Here is a 24,592-nt window from a genome sequence, read left to right as displayed (position 1 = left end):
GCAGGCTGACAACCATGATTTCGTGGCTCGCGATCATGGCGCTGTGTGCGTGGTGTGCCGCTCTGTCGTTCGTCGACATTGCCGAGCGCCGATTACCGAATGTGCTCACTGTCTGCGGCGGTATCGCGGTGTTGGGTTACGGCTTCGCAGTGGGACGAGGGGGCGTCGCGCTCATCGGCGGTCTGCTGCTGGCGCTGCTCTACTTGGCGGTCCACGTGATCGCGCCGACCGCGATGGGAGCTGGGGACGTCAAGCTCGCCCTGGGTCTCGGCGCTGCCGCGGCACTCGGCGGACCCGAAGTGTGGGTCTGGGCGGCATTGCTCGCGCCGCTGGGCACCGCGTTGGCTGGCGTGTTCCTGATGATGCGGCGGGGGACTGTGGGCCGCACGGTCGTTCCGCACGGACCGTTCATGTGCGCTTCGACCTTGATCGCGCTCGCCGCAAGGTAAACCTGCGCGCCCGCTTCAGTTCGCCACGTGCGGCGAGCCAGCCTGCGAAGGCGGCAGCGTCGTCTCGCCACCGCTGGCCGGTGATTCGGGGGAACGCGGCTGCATATTCGTCGAAGAGTGCGTTGTAGCGATCGCCCATCGCCTCGCGGACATCGGGCCGCAGCTGCGCGATGACGCGTCTTCGCTTGGACAGCAGGGCTTTTGCCTCGATCGCGACCTTGTCGGCGTCGAACCCTGGCGGCACCTCACCGCCGGCGAGCACGGCACGCAGCAGGTCGGCTTGTTGCGCAGCGAGTTCTTCGCGCGTTCTCACAAGCGCTCCCGAATGGCCGTGAGTTCTGCGGCGAGTTCGGCGTCGGTCGGATAGTTGTCGTCACGTTCCAGCAGAACTCCGGGCGGATCGAGACGACGGCGCAATTCGCTGAGCAGGTCGAGCACGGCTGGGCGAATCGGATGCGCATGGGTGTCGTGGTAGGTCCCGTTGCGCTCGACACCACCCGCCACGTGCACGTACGCGATCTGTTCGAGGGGGATCTCGTCGAGAAAGCTCTGCGGATCGGTGCCGATGTTGTGGGCGTTCGCGTACAGATTCGCGACGTCGATTATGAGCAGGCAGCCGGTCCGATCGACCAGTTCGACGAGGAACTGCGCCTCGGACAGTTCGGCGTCCGGCCATTCGATCAGGGCCGCAATGTTTTCCAGCGCAAATGGCACGCCGACGATCGACTGCGTCACGCGAACGTTGTCGGCCAGGACGTCGAGCGCGTCCCGAGTGCGGGGCAGTGGCATCAGGTGACCGGAGTCGAGCCCGCCCGCGCGCACGAAGCAGATGTGGTCGCTGCACAGGGGCGCGTCGAATGCTGCGGTCAGCTCGGCGAGCGATTCGATCCGAGTCGTATCCAGGGGCTCGGCGCCACCCAACGAGAGCGAAACTGCATGGGGGAGAACAGGAATGCCTCGTTCGCGCAATTCCAGCAGGGCTGGCGGTAAATGCGCGGCGTGCAGGTTCTCGGCGACCACTTCGACCCACTCGACGCCTGGCAAGCGCGCGACTGTGGCGTCGATCTCCGGCCGCCACCCGATGCCGAGGCCCAATCGGTCAACCACAGCCATCGGCCCACGATACCCAGAAACGCCGATCGAACCGATCGCGGCGTCCATCCGTATCGCAGGGCATGGAAGGATATTGATCGTGTTGCGCTGGATAACTGCAGGAGAATCGCACGGCCCCGCTCTGGTCGCCATGCTGGATGGGATGGTGGCCGGAGTCGCGGTCACGTCCGACGACATCGCCACCGAGCTGGCCCGCCGCCGGCTCGGCTACGGCCGTGGCGCCCGGATGAAGTTCGAGGCCGACAAGGTCACGATCATCGGTGGCGTACGGCACGGCAGGACGATGGGCGGTCCGATCGCCATCGAGGTCGGCAACACCGAATGGCCCAAATGGCAGACCGTCATGTCGGCGGACCCGGTCGACGAGGCCGAACTCGCCGACCTCGCCCGCAACGCGCCGCTCACCCGGCCACGGCCTGGGCATGCCGACTACTCCGGCATGCTGAAATACGGCTTCGACGACGCCCGCAACGTGTTGGAGCGGGCGAGCGCACGTGAAACGGCGGCACGGGTTGCCGCGGGAACCGTCGCGCGCGCGTTCCTGCGGCAGGCGTTCGGTGCCGAGGTGATCTCGCACGTCGTGTCTATCGGCAGTGCGAAGGCGCCCGACGGCGTCGTCCCGGCACCTTCAGACCTCGCCGCGATCGACGCCAGCCCGGTTCGCGCGTTCGACAAAGACGCCGAAGCGGCGATGATCGCCGAGATCGAAGCAGCGAAGAAGGACGGCGACACGCTCGGCGGCATCGTCGAGGTCGTCGTCGAAGGCTTGCCGGTCGGCCTGGGCTCGTTCACCAGCGGCGAGAACCGGCTCGACTCGAAGCTTGCCGCTGCGCTGATGGGCATCCAGGCGATCAAAGGCGTCGAGGTCGGCGACGGCTTCGAAACGGCCCGCCGCCGCGGTAGCGCCGCGCACGACGAGATGCGGCCCGGTCCGGACGGAGTGCTGCGTTCGACGAACCGCGCGGGCGGACTCGAAGGCGGCATGACCAACGGTGAGCCTTTGCGCGTACGCGCGGCGATGAAGCCGATTTCGACTGTGCCGCGCGCACTTGCGACCGTCGACATGACGACCGGCGAGGAAGCGGTCGCCATCCATCAGCGCTCCGATGTCTGTGCCGTGCCTGCAGCAGGCGTTGTCGCCGAGACCATGGTCGCGCTCGTCGTCGCCCAGGCAGCACTGGAGAAGTTCGGCGGAGACTCGCTGGTCGAAACGACGGCGAACATCAAGACCTATCTCGAGCGCGTCGCTTCCCGCATTCCCCGGTGATACGCGGTTCGATGTTCCCGGCCGCGCGAAGCAACCGACCGGTGTCGAAGACGCCGCGAGCGGTGCTGGTCGGGCCGCCGGGCGCGGGGAAGTCGACGATCGGTCGGCGTCTTGCACGAGCCCTCGACGTCCCGATGTTCGATACCGACGTCGCGATCGAGCTGGAAACCGGTCGGACAATCGCCGAGATCTTTGCGACCGACGGCGAACCCGAGTTCCGAAAGATCGAAGAGGCGGTCGTGCGTCGGGCGGTCCTGGAGCAGCAGGGGATCGTCTCTCTGGGTGGCGGGGCAATCCTGTCGCGAGCGACGCGACGGCTGCTGAAAGGCCGGACCGTCGTCTACCTGGAAATCAGTGTCGCCGAAGGGCTTCGGCGAACCGGTGCGAACAAGTCGCGACCACTGCTCAACGGCCCGGATCCCGGTGCGAAGTACCGGGAATTGATGCGCCGCCGTCGGCCGCTCTACCGCGAGGTCGCGACGATTCGGGTGCGTACCGACGGACGCAGCCCGGGCCGAGTCGTCAAGCAAATCCTCGCCAAGATGAACGTTCCCGATAATTCGGATCCGCACACAGAATCGGAGCAGAACACGTGACCGAACCCGTACGCGTAGAGGTCCGCACCGCAAGTCCGTACCCGGTCGTCATCGGCCGCGGCTTGCTCGGCGACATCGTCGACGAGCTGAGCAAGGTACGGACCGTCGCCATCTTTCACCAACCGACACTCGTCGAGACAGCCGAAGTGGTGCGGGCTGCGTTGGCCGAGAAGGGAATCGATGCCCATCGGATCGAAATCCCGGACGCTGAATCGGGAAAGGATCTTGCGGTCGCAGGGTTCTGCTGGGAAGTTCTCGGACGCATCGGCCTGACTCGAAGCGACGCGATCATGAGCCTCGGTGGGGGAGCAGCGACCGATCTGACCGGCTTTGTCGCTGCGACCTGGATGCGCGGGGTCAAGGTCGTGCACGTCCCGACCACCTTGCTCGCGATGGTCGACGCAGCGGTTGGTGGCAAGACCGGCATCAACACCGAGGCAGGCAAGAACCTGGTCGGCTCGTTCCACGAGCCGACGGCGGTCTTCGTCGATCTCGCGACTCTGGAGACGTTGCCGCGCAACGAGATCGTCGCTGGGATGGCGGAGATCATCAAGACCGGATTCATCGCCGACCCGGTCATTCTCGAACTGATCGAACGTGATCCGGAAGCTGCTCTCGACCCGACCGGCGAGGTCCTTCCCGAGCTGATCCGACGTTCGATCGAGGTCAAGGCCAAGGTCGTTGCCGCAGATCTCAAGGAGTCGAACCTCCGCGAGATCCTGAACTACGGCCACACTCTCGCGCACGCGATCGAGCGCCGCGAGTTGTATCGCTGGCGCCACGGCGCAGCGGTGTCGGTCGGGCTGGTGTTCGCCGCCGAGCTGGGTCGCCTGGCAGGGCGCCTCGACGATGCCACGGCGGATCGGCACCGCGCAGTCCTCGAAAGTGTCGGCTTGCCAACGACATACGACGAGGGTGCGCTGTCACAGCTCATCGAATCGATGTACGGCGACAAGAAAACCCGCGCAGGCGTCCTACGGTTCGTGGTGCTGGACGGACTCGCCAAGCCTGGTCGTCTGGAAGGTCCCGACCCATCGCTGCTCGCCGCTGCGTACTCGACAATCGCGCGGGCCGCGAGCCCCGGTGGCTCGGCGGTGTTGTTGTAGTCAGGACTTGCGGTCCGGGCCTTTGAGATCGCGGACCAAGTCGACAAGCATCTGTGCAGCCGCGTGGATCTGACCATCTGACAAATGCTCGTCGAATCTCGCGCCGGGCTTGTGTGGGAGTTTGAGCTTCAGTTCAGCGGTCCAGGTTGTGCCGGTGGTGACGAAGAACGGGCTCCATTCGTAGCTGGAGAGCCACACGGTGTCGTCCCCAACTTTGACGGCGGTCGAATCGGTGGCGTCGGCCGCGTCCGAGCCGAGTCCTCCGATTGCCACACGCGCCCAGAAGGAGTCGGGCCCGCGAAGAAAGCACGACGCGTAGCTGTCGATTTCTCGGTCGGGACTGGTCGTAAATGGTTCTGTGTAAAAGTCGCCAACTACAGCCAGATCGTTCCGGAAGAAATTCTGCGGATAGTCGCATAATTCCTCGATCGTGTGATCGGAGCGGATTGGCGTTGCATGCGAACCGAACGGATGCGTGACAGCACACGATGTGAGAACAATGGTTGACAGGGCAAGTACTACAACGGTGAAGAGTTGTCTCACGCTGGTACCGCCCAATCCGATTCGTCGCCGTCTTTCACCGACGCATCGGCGTACTGCGAGGTCGTCGCCTTCGGCCAGCGATTTCCCTTCAAGCCGACCGGTGAATCGATGGAATTCTCGATCTCGTTGGCGAACACCAGTTGCTTCGTGATCACGAGCGCCGTCGCGGTGAACAATTCCGTGAACAACGGGACCGCAAGGACGATCTGCTTGATCGCGTCCGCGGCTCCCCAAGGCGCCAACACTCCCGTCGAGATATCTACCAAGGCGGCACCGAATGGTGCGAGCCAACCGGCAATGAGGTTCGCGCACTTGAAGTAGAAAGTCTGTCCGGTGTCCGATAGCGCGAGAAGATTTGCGTGCATGTCGTCGCACAGCTTGTCGGCTGCACCGAATGCTCTGTCTTGCTTCCCTTTTGCTGCTGAGTATTTGTCTGCGGCAACGCCTTCCCAGTGGCCTTCGAGTCCGGTTCCATCGAGCACTTCGTTTCGTGCAGCGCGCACTCTGCCGCCCACGTCCTGCCAGTCGGCTGCGCGATCGATGAAGTAGAAGGGGGCAAGAATGCCCTCGGCAGCTTCCTGGATTTTCTCGAGAAGCACGTCCAACTTTTGTTGAATCATCGTCTCGGCAGCGTTCATCGCATGGCGGAGTGCCGGATCGCTCGCAGTGAGTGCTCGCAGCGCAACGCTGTCGAAAGCGTCACGGACTTTGTCCTGCTGGCCGAGCGCTTCCTCTTGTCTTCTTGTGAACTCGTCGATCACGTCCTGAATGGATTGCATTGTGGGCGCCATCTCACCGTTCCCCTGCGTCGATGTGTGTGAAGTCGTGGGCGCCTTCTTGGTCTTCGCGTTCGTAGTTCGACGCCGCGAGGAATAGCGCAAACGAAATGTTCGCGGTTTCGGTGACACCTTCTTGAAGTCGATCGGAGATGTAGTTCGTGGCCTTCACGTAGTCGTCACACGCCAACTGAAAGATGCCCGCCTGCAGGCCGGACAATTGGAGCGGCGCAGTTTTGTTCACGGCGTCGACCAGGTAGTGCGATGCCTGCGTCCAGCCCTTCGATGCAGACCGCATCTCCTCGATCGACGCCACGACGCGTTGCGGATTGGTCATCGAATTCGGCTCCTGGACAAGAGGTTCGCGAAATGGTCCAGTGACAGTTCCTGAATTTCGGCGTCGGACATCCCTGGATAGGGGTCGTACGTCGTTCCCTTCGGCCATTGCCTGCGAATTTGATCGGCGCAGTCGAGAATGTCGTATTCCAGCGTGGATGGATTCGCCGCTGCTGCCCACTCCGCGGCGATCGTGACACCTGTGATCAGTGAGCGGTCCGCCGTCATGGTCAGCGCCGGTCCGTCGTCTCGATCCAGCCCGCGACCGAAAGCTCGATACTCCACGGCTCCAATGAGTGACCGTCGAACATCTCGATACTCGTCGAGGGTGAGTGTGGTGAGCAGTCGGACGGCGATCTCGCGAGCGGACGGACGCGACTGCAACGCGTCGAAATCGGCTGCTTCGATGGCTGGTCGATCGTGCTCCCACACGGCCTCGCGGTAGCTGCCCATGATCGCGTCGCCGAAGTCCGATGGCAGCAGTAAGTCGTGGATCCGAGCATCGATCCGCACTTCGATCGGTAGACGCGCGTCATCGAGTCGCATTCGCACCAGACTGGTCGCCAGGCCAAATCTCATCTCGCTCAACCATTCCCCCCGGAATCTCGAAACGTTCCCTATTGCCTGGTTTGACGCCGCGGAGCGCCGATCGGTTCCATCGGAGTTGAATGCGCTGTCGGACTCGGCCCATAGACTCCCGCTCGTGTTTCTCACCACGCTGCACGTCGCCCACGTCGACTCGAACACCTGGAAGCTCACCTCGCCTTTGGTGTGGCAGGGCAAGGTCGACTACTTCGTCATCCGCAAAGACTTCTTGACCGACTTCGCGTCGATCCCGAAGCCGATCCGTTGGCTGCTCGACAGCGCGGGTGGCAACTCGGAGGCAGCCGTGCTGCACGACGCGGTCTGGCGTGAATCGAAGAAGAAGTCAGACCGTCGTGTCGATCCCTGGGATGCCGACGGCATGTTCCGTCGCGCATTGCGAGAAACAGGCACCCCGGCGCTTACCCGCGGAATCATGTGGTTCGGCGTGCGCGTCGGTGCAGTGTTCGGCGGGCGGTTCGGCGTCAGCGGCCCACCGATCGCAGTGAAGCTGCTGCAGCTGATCGGGATGTTTGTGGTGGGGATCGTCGCCGTGCTCGCGCCGACCTTGGTCGCTGCCCTTGGACTTGTCGTCTACTGGGTGATCAACTGGCTGATCAGCGCAATCTGGATCGTCTACGAGCGTCGACGCCATTTCCCGACGAATCTGCCGTGGCCGTTGGGCAGTCCACGGACGGGCAGAAACAAGTCGACGCACGACGAGCCGCCGCACGAATACCTCAACATCGTCGATGTCGCAGATCCGCGCGCGCAGGGGCTACTCGACCTCATCACCGTTGGCAACGGCGTCATCGACGACACAGACGTCGAACACCTGCTCGGTATCGTGACGCCACCGCCATCGGCTGAGTCCGCCGATCGACCGTGGGACTTGGGCTGAGCGAGTTGTTACTTCTCCAGGCTGACGGTGTCGCGGGCGGGCTCGGAGGCACTCTCGGCCTTCCGCCGCCGCCGTCCGACGACGTACCAACCGATGGCAATGCCGATCATTGCAGGCACGAAGATCAGCAGGGTTGTCCAGGCGGCGCCGGACGTCAGCTCGAAGAAGATGCCTTGATCACCGAGATCGAAGTGCGGCAACTTGCCGACCACCCATGCGACCGCGCCCGCGACGACTGCACCGAGCAGCCCAGCCTTCAGCCACAACATGGTCAGGTCGTCGCCGTCGTCCGGGTCCGGGTGGGCTTCGCGGTCGGAGCGGCCGTCGACGAAACCCCACGCGAGGGCGGCGATGACGACAAGAAGGAACATGCCCCACCGGAGGAACGAGCCCTGCAGCGGCCACTGCGCAATGGCGAAGCCGAGCAGCGTGCGGATAACTACATGCACCGCGGCCAGGACGAGGCCACGCAGCACCCATGCATTCATAAACACAGCGTAGTCATGACCTGGTGACGGTAGTTGTAAGTTGGCGTTCATGAGCAGCAACCATGGTGCGCGACGGCAATCGCTACGAGGCCGAATGGCGGCGAGCGGTGTCGAAGCGCTGCTGGTGACCGACCTGATCAACATCCGCTACCTCACGGGTTTCACCGGGTCGAACGCCGCGCTGCTCGTCCACGCAGACGAGGCCCACACCGTCGTCTGCACGGACGGTCGCTATCTCACCCAAGTCGCGAAACAGGTGCCCGACCTGCGCGCGGAGATCGCCAGGTCGAGCGGGCGGCGACTGATCGAGCTCGCACACGAAACAGGCGTTGGCCGCATCGGTTACGAAAGCCACGTCGTCACCGTCGACGAACATCGGGCGTGGCTCGAGTTGTCGCCTGCACTCGAACTGGTTCGGACGCCGGGACTCGTCGAAAAGCTGCGCCAGGTTAAAGACGATGGCGAGGTCGAGCTCCTTCGATCTGCTTGTGCTGCAGCAGATTCCGCTCTGGCCGAACTGATCGCGCGCGGCGGTCTCAGCGTCGGGCGCACGGAGCGGCAAGTAGCCCGGCAGCTGGAGTTCCTGATGTTCGAGCATGGTGCCGAGGGCATCGCATTCGAAACGATCGTTGCGGCCGGACCCAATTCGGCCGTACCGCATCACCGTCCTACCGAAGCGGTTTTGGCGTCGGGAGATTTCGTCAAGATCGACTTCGGTGCGATCGTGGGCGGCTATCACTCGGACATGACGCGCACCTTCGCGCTGCGGAGCGTCGCGGGGTGGCAATTGGACCTCTACGACCTGGTTGCGCGCGCACAGGCTGCGGGCCGGGAAGCGCTTGTGCCCGGTACGCCGGTCGCCGATGTCGACGCCGCATCACGGAAAGTCATCGAAGATGCAGGCTATGGGGAGCTGTTCCTGCACGGACTCGGCCACGGCGTGGGGCTGCAGATCCACGAAGCGCCGGGAATCGGCAAAGCAGGCACCGGTACACTATTGTCCGGCGAGGCAGTGACAGTCGAACCAGGGGTTTACTTCTCCGGTCGCGGGGGCGTCCGGATCGAGGACACGCTCGTGGTGCGTGACGACCGTCCGGAGCTGCTCACCCTCACCACCAAAGACCTGACAGTTGTATAGGAGAGACGCGAGTGGCTTCGACAAGTGATTTCAAGAACGGCCTTGTGCTGCAGATCGACAACCAGCTGTGGACGATCATCGAGTTCCAGCACGTCAAGCCGGGCAAGGGTCCCGCGTTCGTGCGGACGAAACTGAAGAACGTGCTGTCCGGCAAGGTCGTCGACAAGACGTTCAACGCGGGCGTCAAGGTCGAAACCGCCACCGTCGACCGTCGCGACATGACCTACCTGTACCACGACGGTAGCGACTACATATTCATGGACGGCGACACCTACGACCAGATCTCCATCACCGCGGAGACGATCGGCGACGGCGCGCGCTTCCTGCTCGAGAACATGAGCGTGCAGGTCGCGACACACGAAGGCGCACCGCTTTTCGTCGAACTTCCCGTCACAGTCGAGCTCGTCGTGCAGCACACCGATCCGGGCCTGCAGGGCGACCGGTCCACCGGCGGGACGAAGCCGGCCACGCTCGAAACCGGTGCCGAAGTGAACGTCCCGCTGTTCATCAACACGGGCGACAAGCTGAAGATCGATTCGCGTGACGGCAACTACCTCGGGCGTGTGAACAGCTAAGTGTCTTCCGACAGGCCAGCGCCCAAAAAGCTTGGCGCCCGGCACAAAGCCCGTCGCCGGGCCGTCGACCTGCTCTTCGAGGCCGAAGCGCGCGACCTCGATCCCGTAGACCTCGCAGCGGAGCGGTCGGAGTTGGCGATTGCCGACGACCAGGTCGCGCCCGTGCATGCCTACACGATCGAGATCGTGCGCGGCGTGGCCGAGAATCTCGACCGCGTCGACGAAACGGTTGCTTCCTACCTGCAGGAATGGACCCTCGACCGCCTACCAGCAGTCGACCGCGCCATCCTCCGCATCGCGGTCTGGGAATTGTTCTACGCCCCTGACGTCCCGCCTGTCGTCGTGGTCGACGAGGCGGTCGAGTTGGCGAAGCAACTGTCCACCGACGATTCGCCAGGCTTCATCAACGGCGTCCTCGGCCAGGTCGTGGTCGTCGCCCCGCAGGTCCGCGCCGCCGCGGCTGCCCAGCTTCAGCCCCCGAGCGCATAGTTTTGGTGGCAAATTCGGCCCGATCTGCCACCATTTCTATGCGCTCGAGGCGGCCGTCCGCCGAGAGTGCAGTTGTTCAGCCTGTTTCGGCCGATTTGTCCTGAATAAGTGCACGCTCGATGAGGTTTACGCCGGTTTAGCCACCCACCCAGCGACGATGGCGAGACCGCTGGGGCGGTGGACGGCGATGAAGCCGAAGGGTCGGTCGAGGGTTATCCGCACAACTCGGGCCCGGTGGCGCAGTAGCGGCGCGCTCGCGCGGGCGAAGCCGAACGCCGTGACCGCCGCGGCTTCGAAGCCTTCGGCAGAGAATGTGGCGAGCACCGCTTGTGTGCCGCTGGATAGCACGAGGTCGTCCGGGCTGAGGCCTGGAAACTGTGCCGAGGAACTTGTTGCCGACCGTAGACCGAACAGCTCGGCGTGCTGCAGCAAATCGTGGGAGCTGTGAATGTCGAAGGGCGGCACGGCAAGCCGTAGCTGATCGTCCGATGAGCCGGCACGCTCTTCAGCTACGACGAGACCCGGCGCGGTAGCGCCAACGGGCAGTTCGCTCGCCGGCAGCACGGTCGAGCCCGACAAAGCAGCCAAGCCGGCGGCAATCACGGCACCCGGACCGCCGTCGCCCACGACGAGGTGCACATCGACGTCGTCGCGACCTTCCACGATCACCCGAGTGACGCCGTCGACGATTCCGGCGATGCCGAGGTCGGCTGATGTTCGATAGAGCATCGACCCACTCGGGTTGAACTTGTGCCGCCACAACGTCTTTGCCGCGAGGGCGGTCGCGAGAATCAAGACGTCCTCAGGTCTGACGGTAAGCGGAAACCGTTCGATCAGGCCTATGGTGTGCTTCGAAGCCCAGGCATCCAACGCCGCCTGACCGCTCAACCGCGCGACCGTGCCAGCGGGCAGACCCCGGACCCATGCGTCGTTGAGCGGCACCCCGTCTCGGACCCACAGACCCAACGCGGCAGAGGCCGCATCAGCACTGTGCAGAGCCCCCAGCACCTCGAGAGCGTCGCGTTGCGAATCCGTCCCCGCGGCTGCCGCGAGTTCGTCCCGAGTCGGCCCAGCTGCCGCGGAGGCGAGAAGGGCGAGCAACGGCCAGAGCCCCGCGCCGGACAGGACGAAATCGTCGTCTCCGGCTGCCGCGCACCAACGGCCCGTCAGACCGTTGGCCGCGTCGATCGCCGGGGCGATGTTCACGCGGTCGGTTCCTCCGCCACCGGATCCGGGACTGCGACGAGATCGGGCTCGGTGTCGTTTCGGCCAAGGCTGTTCAGAATCCCGGTGATGTCGACGCCCGAGTTCTCCAGCGTCGCAATGACACTCGCGATCACCTGCGGGGAGACTCCGAGGATCGATCCGATCGATCCGGATGCGCCGTCCGAGCCGCCGACGATCGAGATTCGGTCGATATTGCCGACCGGCGCAGCCGCAGCGGTGGTTGCCTCGACCAAGGTGCGCAAGATATCGGGCAGCGTCTGCAATCGCGCTGCCTGAGCGCCGAATGCGTTGAGCGCTTCGGCGACCTGCTTCTTACCGGCTGCTTCGGCTTCGAGTCGCGCACGCAGACCGTCGGCCTCGGCTTGACGCTCGGCGCGGAGCGCTTCGGCGGCGAACTTGCGGGCGTCGGCTTCGGCGGCGCCGGTCTGCCGTGAGGTCTCGGCGGCGGCCTCGGCGCGCAGAATCGAGGCGCGCCGCTCGCCTTCGGCTCGTGCGATCGCGGCTTGACGTTCTGCTTCGGCCGGTGCGATGACGTCGGCTTGCAGCGCGGCCTGTGCCTGCTGGGCTCGCTTCTGCTCCACGATCGTGCGGGCCTCGACGCGTGCCGCCTCGGATTGCTCGCGGGCGATGCCGACTGCCTTCTCGGCGGTGGCCTGGGCGAGCGGTCCGGCCTGGTCGGCCTCTGCGTTCTCGGCTTCGGTCCGCGCACGCAGCCGCGCCAGCTCGACGTCTCGTTGCTGATTTGCCGTGGCGATCGCTGTATCGGCGACTGCCTGGGCGACCGAACCAGCCTGCCGAGCCTTGGCGGATTGAATTTGTGCGTCGCGTTCCGCTTCGGCGGTACCGACGATGGCGTCGCGTCTGACCTCGGCGATTCGGCGCTCACCGAGCGACTCGAGGTAGCCGTTCTTGTCGGAGATCCCCGCGATCTTGAGGACGTCGACCTCCATGCCGATGCGTGCGAGGTCGCTGCCCGCCTCCTCGACGACGCTGCGCGCGAGGGTGTCGCGGTTGGAGTTGAGGTCTTCGACGGTCATCTGTGCGGTGATGCCGCGCAGGCTGCCGGACAGGATCTCGTTGATCTGGCGTTGTAGTTCGTGCAGGTCAGCGGTCAAGAAGCGCTGGACCGCGGTCTGCACTGCCTCGTCGTTGGACCCGATCCGGACCAGCCCGACGGCCTCGACACTGACCGGGACCCCGTTGTTCGACAACGCATTCTGCAGGTTGATGTTGACGTTGAACGGTTCGAGCGACATTTTGTCGACGCGTTCGATGCCGGGAATCCGGAATCTGGCCCCACCTCGGACCACCTTGGGGGTGCCACGGCCGGTGAACACCGCGACTTCGTTCGGCGGCACCTTGATGTAGTTCTTGACGTAGATCAGTGGCAGCGCGATGAACACGATAAGCGCAGCTAGGGCGGCCACGATGATGGTCACCAGCATGTCGTTGTGCTCCTTGCTTCTTAATCGAGCTCGGGTACGGCGATCACGTGCACGAACTCGTCGTCGACGTCTGTGATGTAGATCTGGCTGGCGGCCGGAAGCGCAACAGGTTCGGCGCTTTTCGCTTTGGCGCGCACTCTGCTGCCGCCTGGGTCGGTGAACACGATCTCGCCCCAGCCGTCCAGCGGAATCGCCAGTTCCACGCGACCGAGCAGACCGACGAACGATCGACGGCTGAAGTGCGAATTCGCTTGCTGGCGAAGCAAGTAGGGGAGCAGGAGCCCACGGAAGATCAACATCAACGCGACTGCCGTCACCGCACCCGCGATCACCGGACCAGGTTCGTCGAGACCTAGCAGGTCCGTGCCCCAGCCACCTGCGCCGAAGCCGAAGATTCCGGTGGCGATCGTGGTCAGGCTCAGAATGGGCACGCCGTCGCCGGTGTGTCCGCCGACGCCACCGTGATGGTCGGCACCACCGAATTCGCCGAGCACGGCGCTTCCGACCAGCGCAACGACGCCGATGGTGAAGCACACGACGTAGATCGCGGTCATCGGCCCCCCTTTGTCCGTAATTTGCGTGCTCACCGCAAGAATATCGACGGTCGACCGATTGCGCCGCGAGAATTCTTTCCCCGAGGCCCCGCGCTGCTAGGCTAGCTGCCGATAAGACATCCTTTAACGATCCGTCCAGAGAGGCGGAGAAGGAGGTCGGAGGTATGCGCATGCCCGACAAACGGGTCTCCGAGCACGCTGGCGCTGTCGATTCTTCGACACGACACAGTCCTGAATGGGCCGCTTCGGCACGAGAGTTGCTGTCGTCGGCGGACGTTGCTCGAACTATCGCCAGAATCGCGCACCAAATCATCGAGAAGACCGCCCTGGATGCCGACGACGTGGCGGCCCCGCGGGTCGTGCTGATCGGAATCCCCACGCGCGGTACGACTCTCGCGCATCGGCTGGCCGACAAGATCGAAGAGTTCGCCGGGATCAGGCCCGCAGTCGGCTCACTCGACATCACCCTCTACCGCGACGACTTACGGACCAAACCGCATCGACCGCTGGAACGGACCTCCGTCCCCGACGGCGGGATCGAAGATGCGTTGGTTGTGCTGGTGGACGACGTTCTCTTCTCGGGCCGCACGGTCCGCTCGGCGCTCGATGCGCTGCGCGATCTCGGTCGGGCAAGGTCGGTGCAGCTGGCGGTCCTGGTCGATCGTGGTCACCGCGAACTCCCGCTGCGCGCCGACTATGTCGGAAAGAACGTCCCGACCTCCCGAGCAGAAGACGTATCGGTGCTGCTCGTCGAGCACGATGGACGCGACGCCGTCCTGCTCCACGCTGCCGCCGCGAAAAGCAGTGGCGTCGAATCCAGTGGCGTCGAATGAAGCACCTGCTTACCGTCGCCGATCTCACCCGAGAGAGCGCGACGTCGTTGTTGGACGACGCAGAGCGGTTCGAGCAGGCGCTGCTGGGTCGTGAAGTCAAGAAGCTCCCGACGTTGCGTGGTCGCACCGTGATGACCGTGTTCTACGAGAACTCGACGCGGACGCGAGTGTCGTTCGAGGTCGCAGGCAAATGGATGAGCGCCGACGTCATCAACGTGAGTGCCAGCAGTTCGTCGGTGTCGAAGGGCGAATCGCTCCGCGACACGGCGATGACGTTGCGCGCTGCCGGCGCCGACGCGCTGATCGTTCGCCATCCTGCCTCGGGCGCGGCTCATCAGATCGCAGCGTGGACGAGCAACCAAGGCGACGGACCTGCCGTCATCAACGCCGGCGACGGTACCCACGAGCACCCGACCCAGGCGTTGCTGGATGCGCTGACGATCCGCCAGCGCCTCGGCGGCATCGAGGAGAAGCGCATCGTGATCGTCGGCGACATTCTCCACAGCCGCGTCGCGCGCTCCAACGCGTTGCTGCTGGCGAAGCTCGGCGCCGAAGTGGTGCTGGTCGCGCCGCGCACGCTGTTGCCGTTCGGTGTGGAGACCTGGCCGGTGACCGTGTCGCACTCGATCGACGCCGAGTTGCCGGGTGCCGATGCCGTGCTGCTGCTGCGCGTGCAGGCCGAACGCATGAACGGTGGCTTCTTCCCGTCGGCGCGTGAGTATTCGGTGGCCTACGGACTGTCGGAGAAGCGGCTCGGCATGCTGGCCGACCACGCGACCGTGCTGCACCCCGGACCGATGCTGCGCGGCATGGAAATCGCGCACTCGGTCGCCGATTCATCGAAAACCGCTGTACTGCAACAGGTGACGAACGGAGTGCACATGCGGATGGCAGTGCTGTTTCGGCTGCTGGTCGGCACGGACGAGGCGGTTGCATGAGCGAGCGCAGCGAGCGAACAATCAGCACGAATGCGGCGCCCGAGCGCAGCGAGGTAGCCGCATGACCGTCCTCATCAAGGGAGCACGCCCCTACGGCGAGGGTGAGCCTGTCGACATCAGGCTCGGCGACGGTGAGATTCTCGAAATCGGCACGGGCCTGGCCGACGACGGTGCCCAGGTCATCGATGCGAGCGGTCAGGTATTGCTGCCCGGCTTCGTCGACCTGCACACCCACCTGCGCGAACCGGGCCGTGAAGACACAGAGACGATCGAGTCCGGCTCGGCCGCTGCCGCTCTCGGCGGGTACACAGCCGTGTTCGCGATGGCGAACACCAACCCGGTCGCCGACTCCGTCGTCATCACCGACCATGTGTTTCGCCGTGGCCAGGAGGTCGGGCTGGTCGATGTGCACCCGGTGGGCGCGGTGACGGTTGGGCTCGAAGGCAAGCAATTGGCCGAAATGGGCACGATGGCGGCAGGAACCGCCGGAGTGCGGATGTTCTCCGACGACGGCAAATGCGTGCACGATCCGCTGCTGATGCGGCGCGCACTGGAGTACGCGAGTTCGCTGGGTGTGCTGATCGCCCAGCATGCGGAGGAACCACGCTTGACCGAAGGTGCAGTGGCGCACGAAGGTGCCACGGCGGCGCGGCTCGGACTTGCCGGCTGGCCGCGTGCCGCCGAAGAGTCCATCGTCGCGCGGGACGCACTCCTCGCCCGAGACGCGAATACGCGAGTGCACATCTGCCACGCTTCGACGGCGGGCACGGTCGCCCTGATCGAATGGGCGAAGGCGCAGAACATTTCGATCACCGCCGAGGTCACTCCGCACCATCTGCTGCTGGACGACTCGCGGCTGGAGACCTACGACGCGGTCAACAAGGTGAACCCGCCGCTGCGCGAAGCCTCCGATGTTGCAGCACTGCGAAAAGGCTTGGCGGACGGCACGATCGACTGTGTCGCCACCGACCACGCCCCGCATGCCGAACAGGAGAAGTGCTGCGAATTCTCCGTCGCGCGTCCCGGCATGCTCGGACTGGAGACTGCGCTGTCGATCGTTGTGGAAACGATGGTGCGTCCTGGGCTGCTCGACTGGCGCGGGGTTGCCCGAGTCATGAGCGAACGGCCCGCGGAAATCGTTGGGCTCGACGATCACGGACGTCCGATCGACGTGGGCGAACCGGCGAACCTGGTGCTCGTCGACCCGGATGCGAGCTGGACGGTCCGGGGCCCGGAGTTGGCGAGTTTGTCGAAGAACACGCCGTACGAATCGATGACGATGCAAGGGCGGGTGACCGCGACGTTTTTGCGCGGCCGCGTAACCGCGCTCGGTGGCCAAGTGACAAAGAGGGGCTGACATGGAAAGAGCGTTGTGGGTACTCATAGTCGTCGCGGTCTGGGTGCTTCTCGTGTGGCTGATGTACCGCGGCTGGCAGCGGCGCGGGCGTCGGCAAGCTCCCGCCATCGGTGAGCTGCCTGCGGTGCCCAATGATTTCGGCGCGCAAGTCGTCGAACCGACCGCCGGCCTCTACGTCGGTTCGACGACGACGGAGACGTGGCAGGACCGTATTGCGGTGGGCGATCTCGGCTTCCGCGCCAGCGCCGAACTGACGCGGTTCGAGCGGGGAATCCTGCTCGAACGCACCGGAGCGAGCGCGATCTGGATCCCGAATGTGTCTATTCGCAACATCCGAACTCAACGCGGGTTGGCAGGCAAGGTGATGACGGCGGACGGACTGCTGGTCATCCGCTGGCTGCTGCCGACCGGTACCGAGATCGACACCGGGTTCCGCGCCAACGACAAATCTGTGTACTCGACGTGGACCCAACCGGTTGCGACGGAAGAACGGTCGCACGACCCTTTCGTGCTGAACGGAGAACTCGAATGACCCCGACACCCGCGGTGCTGGTGCTCGAAGACGGCCGCGCCTTTCCGGGATCCAGCTTCGGAGCGGTAGGTGAAACGCTCGGCGAAGCTGTCTTCTGTACGGCGATGACCGGCTACCAGGAAACGCTGACCGATCCCAGCTACCACCGCCAGATCGTCGTCGCGACCGCGCCACAAATTGGCAACACCGGGTGGAACGACGAAGACGACGAGGGCGCGCGAATCTGGGTCGCGGGATATGCGGTCCGTGACCCTTCGCGGCGGACGTCGAATTGGCGAGCCACCGGATCGCTGCAGGACGAGTTGGTCCGGCAGAACGTCGTCGGGATTGCGGGAATCGACACCCGAGCGGTGGTGCGGCACTTGCGCACTCGCGGGTCGATGCGCGCGGGAATCTTCTCCGGCGACGCGTTCACCTCGATCGAGAATGCACTCGAGCGCGTGCAAGCGCAGCCTTCGATGCTCGGTGCGGACCTCGCCAGCGAGGTCAGCACGACGAAGTCGTACACGATCGAGCCGGTCGGTGATGTGCGGTACACGGTCGCCGCTGTCGACCTCGGCATCAAGACGAACACGCCGCGCATGTTTGCGCAGCGAGGGGTTCGGGTGCACGTCGTCTCGGCGAACACCACGATCGACCAGATCCTGGCGCTGAAGCCGGATGGGGTGTTCCTGTCGAACGGGCCTGGTGACCCGGCTACTGCCGGAGGAGCGGTCGCGTTGACGCAGGCAGTGCTCGAACGCGGACTGCCGTTGTTCGGCATCTGCTTCGGCAACCAGATTCTGGGTCGGGCGCTGGGCCGCAACACGTACAAGATGAAGTTCGGTCATCGCGGAATCAACATTCCAGTCGTCGAACTCGAGACCGGCCGGATTTCGATCACCGCGCAGAACCACGGCTTCGCGCTGGAAGGTGAGGCCGGGGAGGAGTTCGACACTCCGTTCGGCCGGGCGGTCGTGAGCCACACCTGCGCGAACGACGGTGTGGTCGAAGGGGTTCGGTTGCTCGACGGTCGCGCCTTCTCGGTCCAGTACCACCCAGAGGCCGCGGCAGGACCGCATGATGCGGCGTATCTTTTCGACCGTTTTGTCAACACGATGGGCGGCAATAACTGATGCCGAAGCGCACAGATCTCCACCACATCTTGGTGATCGGCTCAGGTCCGATCGTGATCGGCCAGGCGTGTGAGTTCGACTATTCGGGCACCCAGGCGTGTCGCGTCCTGCGGGACGAAGGCCTGCGGGTGTCGTTGGTGAACTCGAACCCGGCGACGATCATGACGGACCCGGAGTTCGCCGATTCCACCTACGTCGAGCCGATCACGTGGGAGTTCGTCGAGAAGGTCATCGAAATCGAGCGCCCGGATGCGATTCTCGCGACGCTTGGCGGCCAGACCGCACTGAACACCGCTGTCGCACTGCATGAGCGCGGCATTCTCGCCAAGTACAACGTCGAGCTGATCGGTGCGGACTTCGAGGCCATCCAGCGCGGTGAGGACCGGCAGAAGTTCAAGGACATCGTCGCGAAAGTCGGTGGCGAATCGGCGAAGTCGCGGGTTTGCTACACGATGGCCGAAGTGCACGAGACGGTCGCCGAACTCGGCTTCCCTGTCGTCGTCCGGCCCAGCTTCACCATGGGTGGGCTCGGTTCCGGCATGGCGTACAACGACGAGGACCTGGACCGCATCGCGGGTGGCGGCTTGGCGGCGTCGCCGTCGGCGAACGTGTTGATCGAGGAGTCGATCCTCGGGTGGAAGGAATTCGAGCTCGAGCTGATGCGCGACCGCCGCGACAACGTGGTGATCGTCTGCTCGATCGAGAACGTCGACCCGATGGGCGTCCATACCGGCGACTCGGTGACGGTGGCGCCCGCGCTCACCCTGACCGACCGCGAGTACCAGAAGATGCGCGACCTCGGCATCGACATCTTGCGTGAGGTCGGCGTCGACACCGGCGGCTGCAACATCCAGTTCGCGATCGACCCGAGCGACGGCCGGTTGATCGTGATCGAGATGAACCCGCGCGTATCGCGGTCTTCGGCGTTGGCATCGAAGGCGACGGGCTTCCCGATCGCCAAGATCGCCGCCAAGCTCGCGGTGGGCTACACATTGGACGAGATCGTCAACGACATCACCAAGGAAACGCCGGCGTGTTTCGAGCCGACCTTGGACTACATCGTCGTCAAAGCACCGCGGTTCGCGTTCGAGAAGTTTCCCGGCGCTGACCCGACCCTGACGACCACGATGAAGTCGGTCGGCGAGGCGATGAGCTTGGGCCGCAACTTCGCAGAGGCGCTCGGCAAGGTGCTCCGGTCGCTGGAGACGAAGGCGACCGGCTTCTGGACACTCGACGACGGCAAGTGGACCGATCCCGAACAGATTCTCGAGGATCTTCGGACGCCGACCGAAGGCCGGATTTACCAGGTCGAGCGTGCGCTCCGATTCGGTGCCTCCGTCGAAGACGTGGCGAAGGCATCCGGCATCGACCCGTGGTTCGTCGAAGAGGTCAACGGGCTGGTCCAGCTGCGGCAGCAACTGCTCGACGCGCCGGTGCTCGACGCGCTGTTGCTGCGGCAGTGCAAGCACGCAGGACTGTCGGATCGGCAGATCGCCATGTTGCGCCCCGAACTCGCGGGGGAGGGCGGCGTACGGACCCTCCGTCACCGGCTCGGCGTTCGGCCCGTCTACAAAACTGTCGACACGTGTGCAGCCGAGTTCGAGGCCAAGACGCCGTATCACTATTCGACTTACGAGCTCGATCCCGATGCAGAGTCCGAGGTCGCGCCGCAGACCGAGCGGGGCAAGGTCATCATCTTGGGATCCGGGCCGAACCGGATCGGGCAGGGCATCGAGTTCGACTACTCGTGTGTGCATGCCGCGCAAACGCTTTCACAAGCCGGCTACGAGACCGTCATGGTCAACTGCAACCCCGAGACCGTCTCCACCGACTACGACACCGCGGACCGTCTCTACTTCGAGCCGCTGACGTTCGAGGACGTCCTCGAGGTTTACAACGCCGAATCCCAGTCTGGGACCGTCGTCGGCGTCATCGTCCAACTGGGCGGCCAGACGCCGCTCGGGTTGGCGCAGCGGCTGGAAGACGCCGGCGTGCCGATCGTCGGAACAAGTCCGGCCGCAATCGATCTGGCCGAGGACCGCGGTGAGTTCGGCGACGTGCTGACCGCCGCAGGCCTGCCTGCGCCGAAGTTCGGCACGGCCACGACCTTCCCGCAAGCCAAGAAGATCGCCGCGGAGATCGGCTATCCGGTGCTCGTACGGCCGTCCTACGTGCTCGGTGGGCGCGGGATGGAGATCGTGTACGACGAGCCGTCGCTGGAGGATTACATCTCTCGCGCGACCGAGATCACCCCTGAGCACCCGGTTTTGGTGGACCGCTTCCTGGAGGATGCGATCGAGATCGACGTCGACGCGCTCTGCGACGGCGTCGAGGTCTACCTCGGTGGCGTGATGGAGCACATCGAGGAAGCCGGTATCCACTCCGGCGACTCGGCGTGCGCATTGCCGCCGATCACGTTGGGGCGCAGCGATATCGATGCAGTCCGGCGCTCGACGGAGGCGCTGGCGAAGGGCATCGGCGTCAAGGGGCTGATGAACGTGCAGTACGCGTTGAAGGACGACGTGCTCTACGTCCTCGAAGCCAATCCGCGCGCGAGTCGGACCGTGCCGTTCGTCTCCAAGGCGACGGCGGTTCCGCTGGCGAAGGCGGCAGCGCGAATCATGCTGGGCGCCACCATCGCCGAACTACGGGCGAGTGGGATGCTCCCCGCGGAGGGCGACGGCGGCCATTCCCCGACGGATTCGCCGGTGGCGGTCAAGGAAGCGGTGCTGCCGTTCAACAGGTTCCGGCGTGCCGACGGCAGCAACGTCGATTCGCTGCTCAGCCCGGAGATGAAATCCACCGGCGAAGTGATGGGTATCGACTCCGATTTCGGTCGCGCTTTCGCCAAGTCGCAGGCTGCCGCGTACGGGTCGCTCCCGACCGAAGGAACGATCTTCGTATCCATCGCGAACCGGGACAAGCGGTCGATGGTGTTTCCCGTGAAACGATTGGCGGACTTGGGATTTCGTATCCTCGCAACCGAGGGTACGGCGGAAATGTTACGACGAAACGGCATTCCCTGCGAAGTTGTTCGCAAGGTGTCCGATCCGCTACCGGACGGTGAGCCCAACATCGTCGACCAGATCAAGGACGGCGAGGTCGACATGGTGTTCAACACACCGTTCGGAAACTCCGGTCCCCGCGTCGACGGCTACGAGATCCGCAGTGCCGCCGTCATGGTGAACATCCCCTGCATCACGACCGTGCAGGGCGCGGCAGCCGCGGTCCAGGGGATCGAGGCGAGTATCCGGGGCGACATAGGCGTGCGGTCACTGCAGGAACGGCACGCGGCGTTGCGGCCACAGTCGTGACGAAGTCGTTCGGCGCGAGGCTCTCGGCAGCGGTTGCCCACCACGGTCCGGTGTGTGTGGGAATCGATCCGCACCGCGAGCTGCTCGCCGCGTGGGAGTTGCCCGAAACTCCCGAAGGGCTCGAACAATTCGCGGAGATCTGCGTCGAAGCGTTCGATGGTCTCGTGGCCATCGTGAAGCCGCAGGTTGCGTTCTTCGAATCGTTCGGCTCGGCCGGGATCGCAGTCCTGGAGCGCACTGTCAGCGTGCTCCGGGCGTCCGGGACCCTCGTGCTCGCAGACGCCAAACGCGGCGACATCGGTACAACGATGGCCGCGTACGCACGCACCTGGCTCCACGACGAATCGCCACTGTGCTCGGACGCCGTCACCGTGTCGCCGTACCTGGGCTTCGGGTCGCTGGAGCCGGCCCTGCAGCTTGCCCAGGACAATCACCACGGAGTCTTCGTTCTTGCGGCCACGTCGAATCCAGAAGGCCCGCAAGTGCAGAACGCGATCAACCCCGACGGTCGGACCGTGAGTCAAACGATCGTCGACGAGGTCGCGGCGCGCAACGCAGGCTCGGACCACTTGGGTTCGGTCGGCGTCGTCGTGGGGTCCACGCTCGTCAGTGCGCCCGACTTGACGAAGCTGAACGGTCCGATCCTGATGCCGGGGATCGGCGCCCAAGGCGGCGGACCGGACGATGTGCGTCGCCTGGTCGGTGACGCATTGCACGGCGTGTTGCCGAGCGTGTCACGCGAGGTCCTGCGCGAAGGTCCGTCGGTGTCTGCGCTGCGGGCAGCGTTGACGAAGTCCCAGGAGAGCTTCGCCTTCCTGAATAGCTAGACCAGGGTCGCAGCCAGGTCGAGGGTTCGTTCGCGTTCGAAATAGGGGACGACGACGAACTCCGTGACGCCTGCGTCGGCGAACTCGGCGATCCGAGCCTTTACCGTCGCCTCGTCGCCCACGATCGCGACGTCGGCCGGCCCGCCAGCGCCTTCGCGGTCGAGCATCGCGCGGTACGACGGCAAATGGTTGTATACCGAGAACGCCTTCGCCGCGACTTTGCGCGCGGTCTCCTCGTCGTCGGTGACCGCAACGGGGAGCGAGGCGACGACCTGTGGGTCCGGCCGCCCAGCCGCGGTCGCACCGGCGCGGATGGACGGCACGACGTAGCTCGACAAAGTGTCGAGACCGGTCATCCAGGTCACGGTGCCGTCGGTGGTCCGGCCCGCGAGATCGAGCAGTTTCGGACCCAGCGCGGCCACGAGTACCGGGACGGGGTCTGCGGCGATGTCGAGCTCCAGGCGGCCGGTGAGAGTGTCGCCCGCGAAGTCCGCCTTCTCGCCGTGCAGAAGCGGCATGAGGATCGCCAGGTATTCGCGGAGGTGGCGAACTTCGCCCCACTTCATGCCGAGCATTCCCTCGATGACCACGCGGTGCGAGAGGCCGATGCCCAGGCTCAGGCGCCCGCCGGCGGTTTGCTGGGTCGTGAGCGCCTGCTGAGCGAGCGCAAACGGGTGCCGAGGGTAAGTGGGAACCACAGCGGTCCCCAAGCCGATCTCGGGGACCTCACGGGCGGCGACCGCGATCGCTGTCAGTGCGTCGAGCTGGAAAATCTGCGGCAACCACGCCCGGGCAAACCCGCGGTCGTGAGCGTCGCGAACACGCTCGACAATTTTGTCGACAGTCGCTTCCTGCGTAAAAACGCCGATTTTCATGCCTCGAATCCTGTCAGAACGTTGCCGGATACGGGGCTCCCACCTGGGATTTCTCTTGCTGCGCCGATTTGGGGAATCGGGTGCAAAACCGACTTTCGGTATGAAATCCTGGCGGATGCGGCCAGCGACGCGCCGGTCCAACACACCGGAAATGTGGCCTGACCAGGGGGGTGGGTTCGCAATCGATGATCAGCGTGGGTACGGTCGCAAAGGCTGCTGGCGAAATCACTCGACTTCGCCGGCGCAAACAAATTGCAAAACGATGAGACGGAGGAACCGTGGCCCTTCCCCAGTTGACTGCTGAGCAGCGCGCCGCTGCTTTGGAGAAGGCGGCTGCCGCTCGTCGCGCCAGGGCTGAGCTCAAGGAGCGCCTGAAGCGCGGTGGCACCGACCTGAAGCAGGTGCTCACCGACGCAGAAAAGGACGAGATTCTCGGCAAGATGAAAGTCTCCGCCCTGCTGGAAGCTTTGCCGAAGGTTGGCAAAGTCAAGGCGCAGGAAATCATGACCGAGCTGGAGATCGCTCCGACTCGTCGGCTGCGTGGACTCGGCGATCGTCAGCGCAAGGCGCTGCTCGCCAGGTTCGATTTCGACTGACGCGCAACGGGGTCGACTCATCGTCTTGGTCGGCCCCTCTGCGGTCGGGAAGACGACTGTCGTCCGTTGCGTCCGTGCGAAGCTGAGCAACCTGCTGTTCAGCGTTTCGGCGACCACACGCTCGCCCAGACCGGGCGAGGTGGACGGCGAGGACTACCACTTCGTGAGTCATGCCGAGTTCGACCGCATGATCACCGCAGGTGAGCTGCTCGAATGGGCAGACATTCATGGGGGTTTGCACCGATCCGGCACCCCTGCGGTGCCGGTCCGGCATGCCCTCGAAAAGGGACAACCGGTGCTGGTCGAAGTCGACCTCGCCGGTGCCCGGGCCGTCCACGAATCCATGCCTGAAGCGATCCGCGTGTTTCTCGCGCCGCCGAGCTGGGACGAATTGGTGGCTCGGCTGACGTCGCGCGGCACCGAATCCGAGGCCGTCATCGCGCGGCGACTCGAAACGGCGCGCATCGAATTGGCGGCCACCGGTGAGTTCGACAAGGTGATCGTCAACGCCGATGTCCAGCATGCGTGCGACGAGTTGGTATCCTTGTTGGTTGGACCGTCATTACGGTCCGATGAGCTGACGACCCCAGGAGTTTCCGAGTGAGTAGCCCCCTAGCAGC

Annotated in this window: 28 protein-coding genes; 17 read left to right on the top strand and 11 right to left on the bottom strand. The window is 64.6% G+C overall.

Translation table 11 applies throughout. From position 1 onward, the window contains the following. Window positions 1–14: 14 nt before the first annotated feature. Window positions 15–449 (top strand): prepilin peptidase, encoded by a 435-nt coding sequence (locus tag FGL95_RS00925; protein WP_169584301.1) that lies wholly within the window; start codon window positions 15–17, stop codon window positions 447–449. On the opposite strand, the gene FGL95_RS00920 is transcribed toward FGL95_RS00925, so the two are convergent. Together FGL95_RS00920 and FGL95_RS00915 are read right to left on the bottom strand one after the other, a co-directional pair. After that, the gene (locus FGL95_RS00920) at window positions 409–762 is read right to left on the bottom strand and encodes an SCO6045 C-terminal-like domain-containing protein (protein WP_169584300.1); all 354 of its coding nucleotides are present in this window, start codon (window positions 760–762) and stop codon (window positions 409–411) included. The two genes, FGL95_RS00925 and FGL95_RS00920, sit on opposite strands and share 41 nt — an antisense overlap. After that, entirely contained in the window at window positions 759–1,562 is an 804-nt protein-coding gene (locus FGL95_RS00915; protein WP_169584299.1) for an MbnB/TglH/ChrH family RiPP precursor modification enzyme, read from the bottom strand. Before FGL95_RS00915 ends, FGL95_RS00920 begins: the two co-directional genes overlap by 4 nt. A gap of 79 nt (window positions 1,563–1,641) precedes the next feature. Here FGL95_RS00915 and aroC point away from each other — a divergent pair, with 79 nt between their 5' ends. The 3 genes from aroC to aroB are packed head-to-tail and all read left to right on the top strand — an operon-like array spanning window position 1,642 to window position 4,531. Further along, window positions 1,642–2,829 carry a chorismate synthase gene (gene aroC, locus FGL95_RS00910; protein ID WP_169584298.1) on the top strand — a complete coding sequence of 396 codons (1,188 nt, stop codon included), beginning with the start codon at window positions 1,642–1,644 and terminating at the stop codon, window positions 2,827–2,829. Between the two features lie 11 nt (window positions 2,830–2,840). Beyond that, window positions 2,841–3,425 carry a shikimate kinase gene (locus tag FGL95_RS00905; protein WP_169585176.1) on the top strand — a complete coding sequence of 195 codons (585 nt, stop codon included), beginning with the start codon at window positions 2,841–2,843 and terminating at the stop codon, window positions 3,423–3,425. Continuing rightward, window positions 3,422–4,531 (top strand): 3-dehydroquinate synthase, encoded by a 1,110-nt coding sequence (aroB, locus tag FGL95_RS00900; protein WP_169584297.1) that lies wholly within the window; start codon window positions 3,422–3,424, stop codon window positions 4,529–4,531. The genes FGL95_RS00905 and aroB overlap by 4 nt, the downstream gene beginning before the upstream one ends. Here aroB and FGL95_RS00895 read toward each other — a convergent pair whose 3' ends face one another. The 4 genes from FGL95_RS00895 to FGL95_RS00880 all read right to left on the bottom strand — a co-directional run bounded on the left by FGL95_RS00895 (window position 4,532) and on the right by FGL95_RS00880 (window position 6,732). Further along, window positions 4,532–4,804: a hypothetical protein gene (locus FGL95_RS00895; RefSeq protein ID WP_169584296.1), complete on the bottom strand. Its 273-nt coding sequence runs from the start codon at window positions 4,802–4,804 to the stop codon at window positions 4,532–4,534. A gap of 266 nt (window positions 4,805–5,070) precedes the next feature. Beyond that, on the bottom strand, window positions 5,071–5,853 hold the full coding sequence (locus FGL95_RS00890; RefSeq protein WP_169584295.1) for a hypothetical protein: 783 nt from the start codon (window positions 5,851–5,853) through the stop codon (window positions 5,071–5,073). A 13-nt stretch (window positions 5,854–5,866) separates the two neighbouring features. Further along, a complete protein-coding gene (locus FGL95_RS00885; RefSeq protein WP_169584294.1) occupies window positions 5,867–6,187 on the bottom strand; it encodes a type VII secretion target in 321 nt (106 codons plus the stop codon). Beyond that, complete coding sequence (locus tag FGL95_RS00880) at window positions 6,184–6,732, bottom strand: hypothetical protein (RefSeq protein WP_169584293.1); 549 nt, start codon at window positions 6,730–6,732, stop codon at window positions 6,184–6,186. Before FGL95_RS00880 ends, FGL95_RS00885 begins: the two co-directional genes overlap by 4 nt. 157 nt (window positions 6,733–6,889) lie before the next feature. On the opposite strand from FGL95_RS00880, the gene FGL95_RS00875 reads away from it, so the two are divergent. Continuing rightward, window positions 6,890–7,669 (top strand): DUF1353 domain-containing protein, encoded by a 780-nt coding sequence (locus tag FGL95_RS00875; RefSeq protein ID WP_169584292.1) that lies wholly within the window; start codon window positions 6,890–6,892, stop codon window positions 7,667–7,669. Between the two features lie 8 nt (window positions 7,670–7,677). Here the strand turns inward: FGL95_RS00875 and FGL95_RS00870 are convergent, their stop codons facing one another. Then, window positions 7,678–8,157 carry a B-4DMT family transporter gene (locus FGL95_RS00870; protein ID WP_169584291.1) on the bottom strand — a complete coding sequence of 160 codons (480 nt, stop codon included), beginning with the start codon at window positions 8,155–8,157 and terminating at the stop codon, window positions 7,678–7,680. A 49-nt stretch (window positions 8,158–8,206) separates the two neighbouring features. On the opposite strand from FGL95_RS00870, the gene FGL95_RS00865 reads away from it, so the two are divergent. From FGL95_RS00865 to nusB, 3 genes are read left to right on the top strand one after another with little or no spacing between them, the layout of a single operon-like run. Next, window positions 8,207–9,295 carry a M24 family metallopeptidase gene (locus tag FGL95_RS00865; RefSeq protein ID WP_169584290.1) on the top strand — a complete coding sequence of 363 codons (1,089 nt, stop codon included), beginning with the start codon at window positions 8,207–8,209 and terminating at the stop codon, window positions 9,293–9,295. Between the two features lie 11 nt (window positions 9,296–9,306). Continuing rightward, window positions 9,307–9,870 (top strand): elongation factor P, encoded by a 564-nt coding sequence (efp, locus tag FGL95_RS00860; RefSeq protein ID WP_169584289.1) that lies wholly within the window; start codon window positions 9,307–9,309, stop codon window positions 9,868–9,870. Then, a complete protein-coding gene (gene nusB, locus FGL95_RS00855) occupies window positions 9,871–10,359 on the top strand; it encodes a transcription antitermination factor NusB (RefSeq protein WP_169584288.1) in 489 nt (162 codons plus the stop codon). 126 nt (window positions 10,360–10,485) lie between these two features. On the opposite strand, the gene FGL95_RS00850 is transcribed toward nusB, so the two are convergent. From FGL95_RS00850 to FGL95_RS00840, 3 genes are read right to left on the bottom strand one after another with little or no spacing between them, the layout of a single operon-like run. Next, a complete protein-coding gene (locus FGL95_RS00850) occupies window positions 10,486–11,565 on the bottom strand; it encodes a serpin family protein (protein ID WP_169584287.1) in 1,080 nt (359 codons plus the stop codon). Next, window positions 11,562–13,031, bottom strand: a complete 1,470-nt coding sequence (locus FGL95_RS00845) for a flotillin family protein (protein ID WP_169584286.1) — start codon at window positions 13,029–13,031, stop codon at window positions 11,562–11,564. Before FGL95_RS00845 ends, FGL95_RS00850 begins: the two co-directional genes overlap by 4 nt. A 20-nt stretch (window positions 13,032–13,051) precedes the next feature. Further along, window positions 13,052–13,585 (bottom strand): hypothetical protein, encoded by a 534-nt coding sequence (locus FGL95_RS00840; protein ID WP_169584285.1) that lies wholly within the window; start codon window positions 13,583–13,585, stop codon window positions 13,052–13,054. Between the two features lie 164 nt (window positions 13,586–13,749). Here FGL95_RS00840 and pyrR point away from each other — a divergent pair, with 164 nt between their 5' ends. The 7 genes from pyrR to pyrF all read left to right on the top strand — a co-directional run bounded on the left by pyrR (window position 13,750) and on the right by pyrF (window position 22,501). After that, window positions 13,750–14,418, top strand: coding sequence for a bifunctional pyr operon transcriptional regulator/uracil phosphoribosyltransferase PyrR (gene pyrR, locus FGL95_RS00835; RefSeq protein WP_169584284.1), 669 nt, complete (start codon window positions 13,750–13,752; stop codon window positions 14,416–14,418). Beyond that, window positions 14,415–15,356 (top strand): aspartate carbamoyltransferase catalytic subunit, encoded by a 942-nt coding sequence (locus FGL95_RS00830; protein ID WP_169584283.1) that lies wholly within the window; start codon window positions 14,415–14,417, stop codon window positions 15,354–15,356. The genes pyrR and FGL95_RS00830 overlap by 4 nt, the downstream gene beginning before the upstream one ends. A gap of 61 nt (window positions 15,357–15,417) precedes the next feature. Further along, window positions 15,418–16,713 (top strand): dihydroorotase, encoded by a 1,296-nt coding sequence (locus FGL95_RS00825; RefSeq protein WP_169584282.1) that lies wholly within the window; start codon window positions 15,418–15,420, stop codon window positions 16,711–16,713. 1 nt (window position 16,714) lies between these two features. Next, window positions 16,715–17,245, top strand: a complete 531-nt coding sequence (locus tag FGL95_RS00820) for a PH-like domain-containing protein (RefSeq protein WP_169584281.1) — start codon at window positions 16,715–16,717, stop codon at window positions 17,243–17,245. Continuing rightward, window positions 17,242–18,360, top strand: a complete 1,119-nt coding sequence (gene carA / locus FGL95_RS00815) for a glutamine-hydrolyzing carbamoyl-phosphate synthase small subunit (protein WP_169584280.1) — start codon at window positions 17,242–17,244, stop codon at window positions 18,358–18,360. The genes FGL95_RS00820 and carA overlap by 4 nt, the downstream gene beginning before the upstream one ends. Further along, window positions 18,360–21,674, top strand: coding sequence for a carbamoyl-phosphate synthase large subunit (gene carB / locus FGL95_RS00810; RefSeq protein ID WP_169584279.1), 3,315 nt, complete (start codon window positions 18,360–18,362; stop codon window positions 21,672–21,674). The genes carA and carB overlap by 1 nt, the downstream gene beginning before the upstream one ends. Next, window positions 21,671–22,501, top strand: a complete 831-nt coding sequence (gene pyrF, locus FGL95_RS00805) for an orotidine-5'-phosphate decarboxylase (RefSeq protein ID WP_169584278.1) — start codon at window positions 21,671–21,673, stop codon at window positions 22,499–22,501. Before carB ends, pyrF begins: the two co-directional genes overlap by 4 nt. Here pyrF and FGL95_RS00800 read toward each other — a convergent pair. Further along, window positions 22,498–23,376 (bottom strand): TIGR03564 family F420-dependent LLM class oxidoreductase, encoded by an 879-nt coding sequence (locus FGL95_RS00800; RefSeq protein ID WP_169584277.1) that lies wholly within the window; start codon window positions 23,374–23,376, stop codon window positions 22,498–22,500. The two genes, pyrF and FGL95_RS00800, sit on opposite strands and share 4 nt — an antisense overlap. A gap of 278 nt (window positions 23,377–23,654) precedes the next feature. Between FGL95_RS00800 and mihF the strand changes: the two genes are divergently transcribed. Together mihF and gmk are read left to right on the top strand one after the other, a co-directional pair. Beyond that, entirely contained in the window at window positions 23,655–23,972 is a 318-nt protein-coding gene (gene mihF / locus FGL95_RS00795) for an integration host factor, actinobacterial type (protein WP_169584276.1), read from the top strand. After that, window positions 23,962–24,576 carry a guanylate kinase gene (gene gmk / locus FGL95_RS00790; protein ID WP_169585175.1) on the top strand — a complete coding sequence of 205 codons (615 nt, stop codon included), beginning with the start codon at window positions 23,962–23,964 and terminating at the stop codon, window positions 24,574–24,576. The genes mihF and gmk overlap by 11 nt, the downstream gene beginning before the upstream one ends. Window positions 24,577–24,592 lie beyond the last annotated feature (16 nt).

The organism is Antrihabitans stalactiti, assembly GCF_012932915.1.
Lineage (GTDB): Bacteria > Actinomycetota > Actinomycetes > Mycobacteriales > Mycobacteriaceae > Antrihabitans > Antrihabitans stalactiti.
Note: the sequence above shows the minus strand (reverse complement) of the source record. Positions and strands in the feature narration are given on the sequence as shown.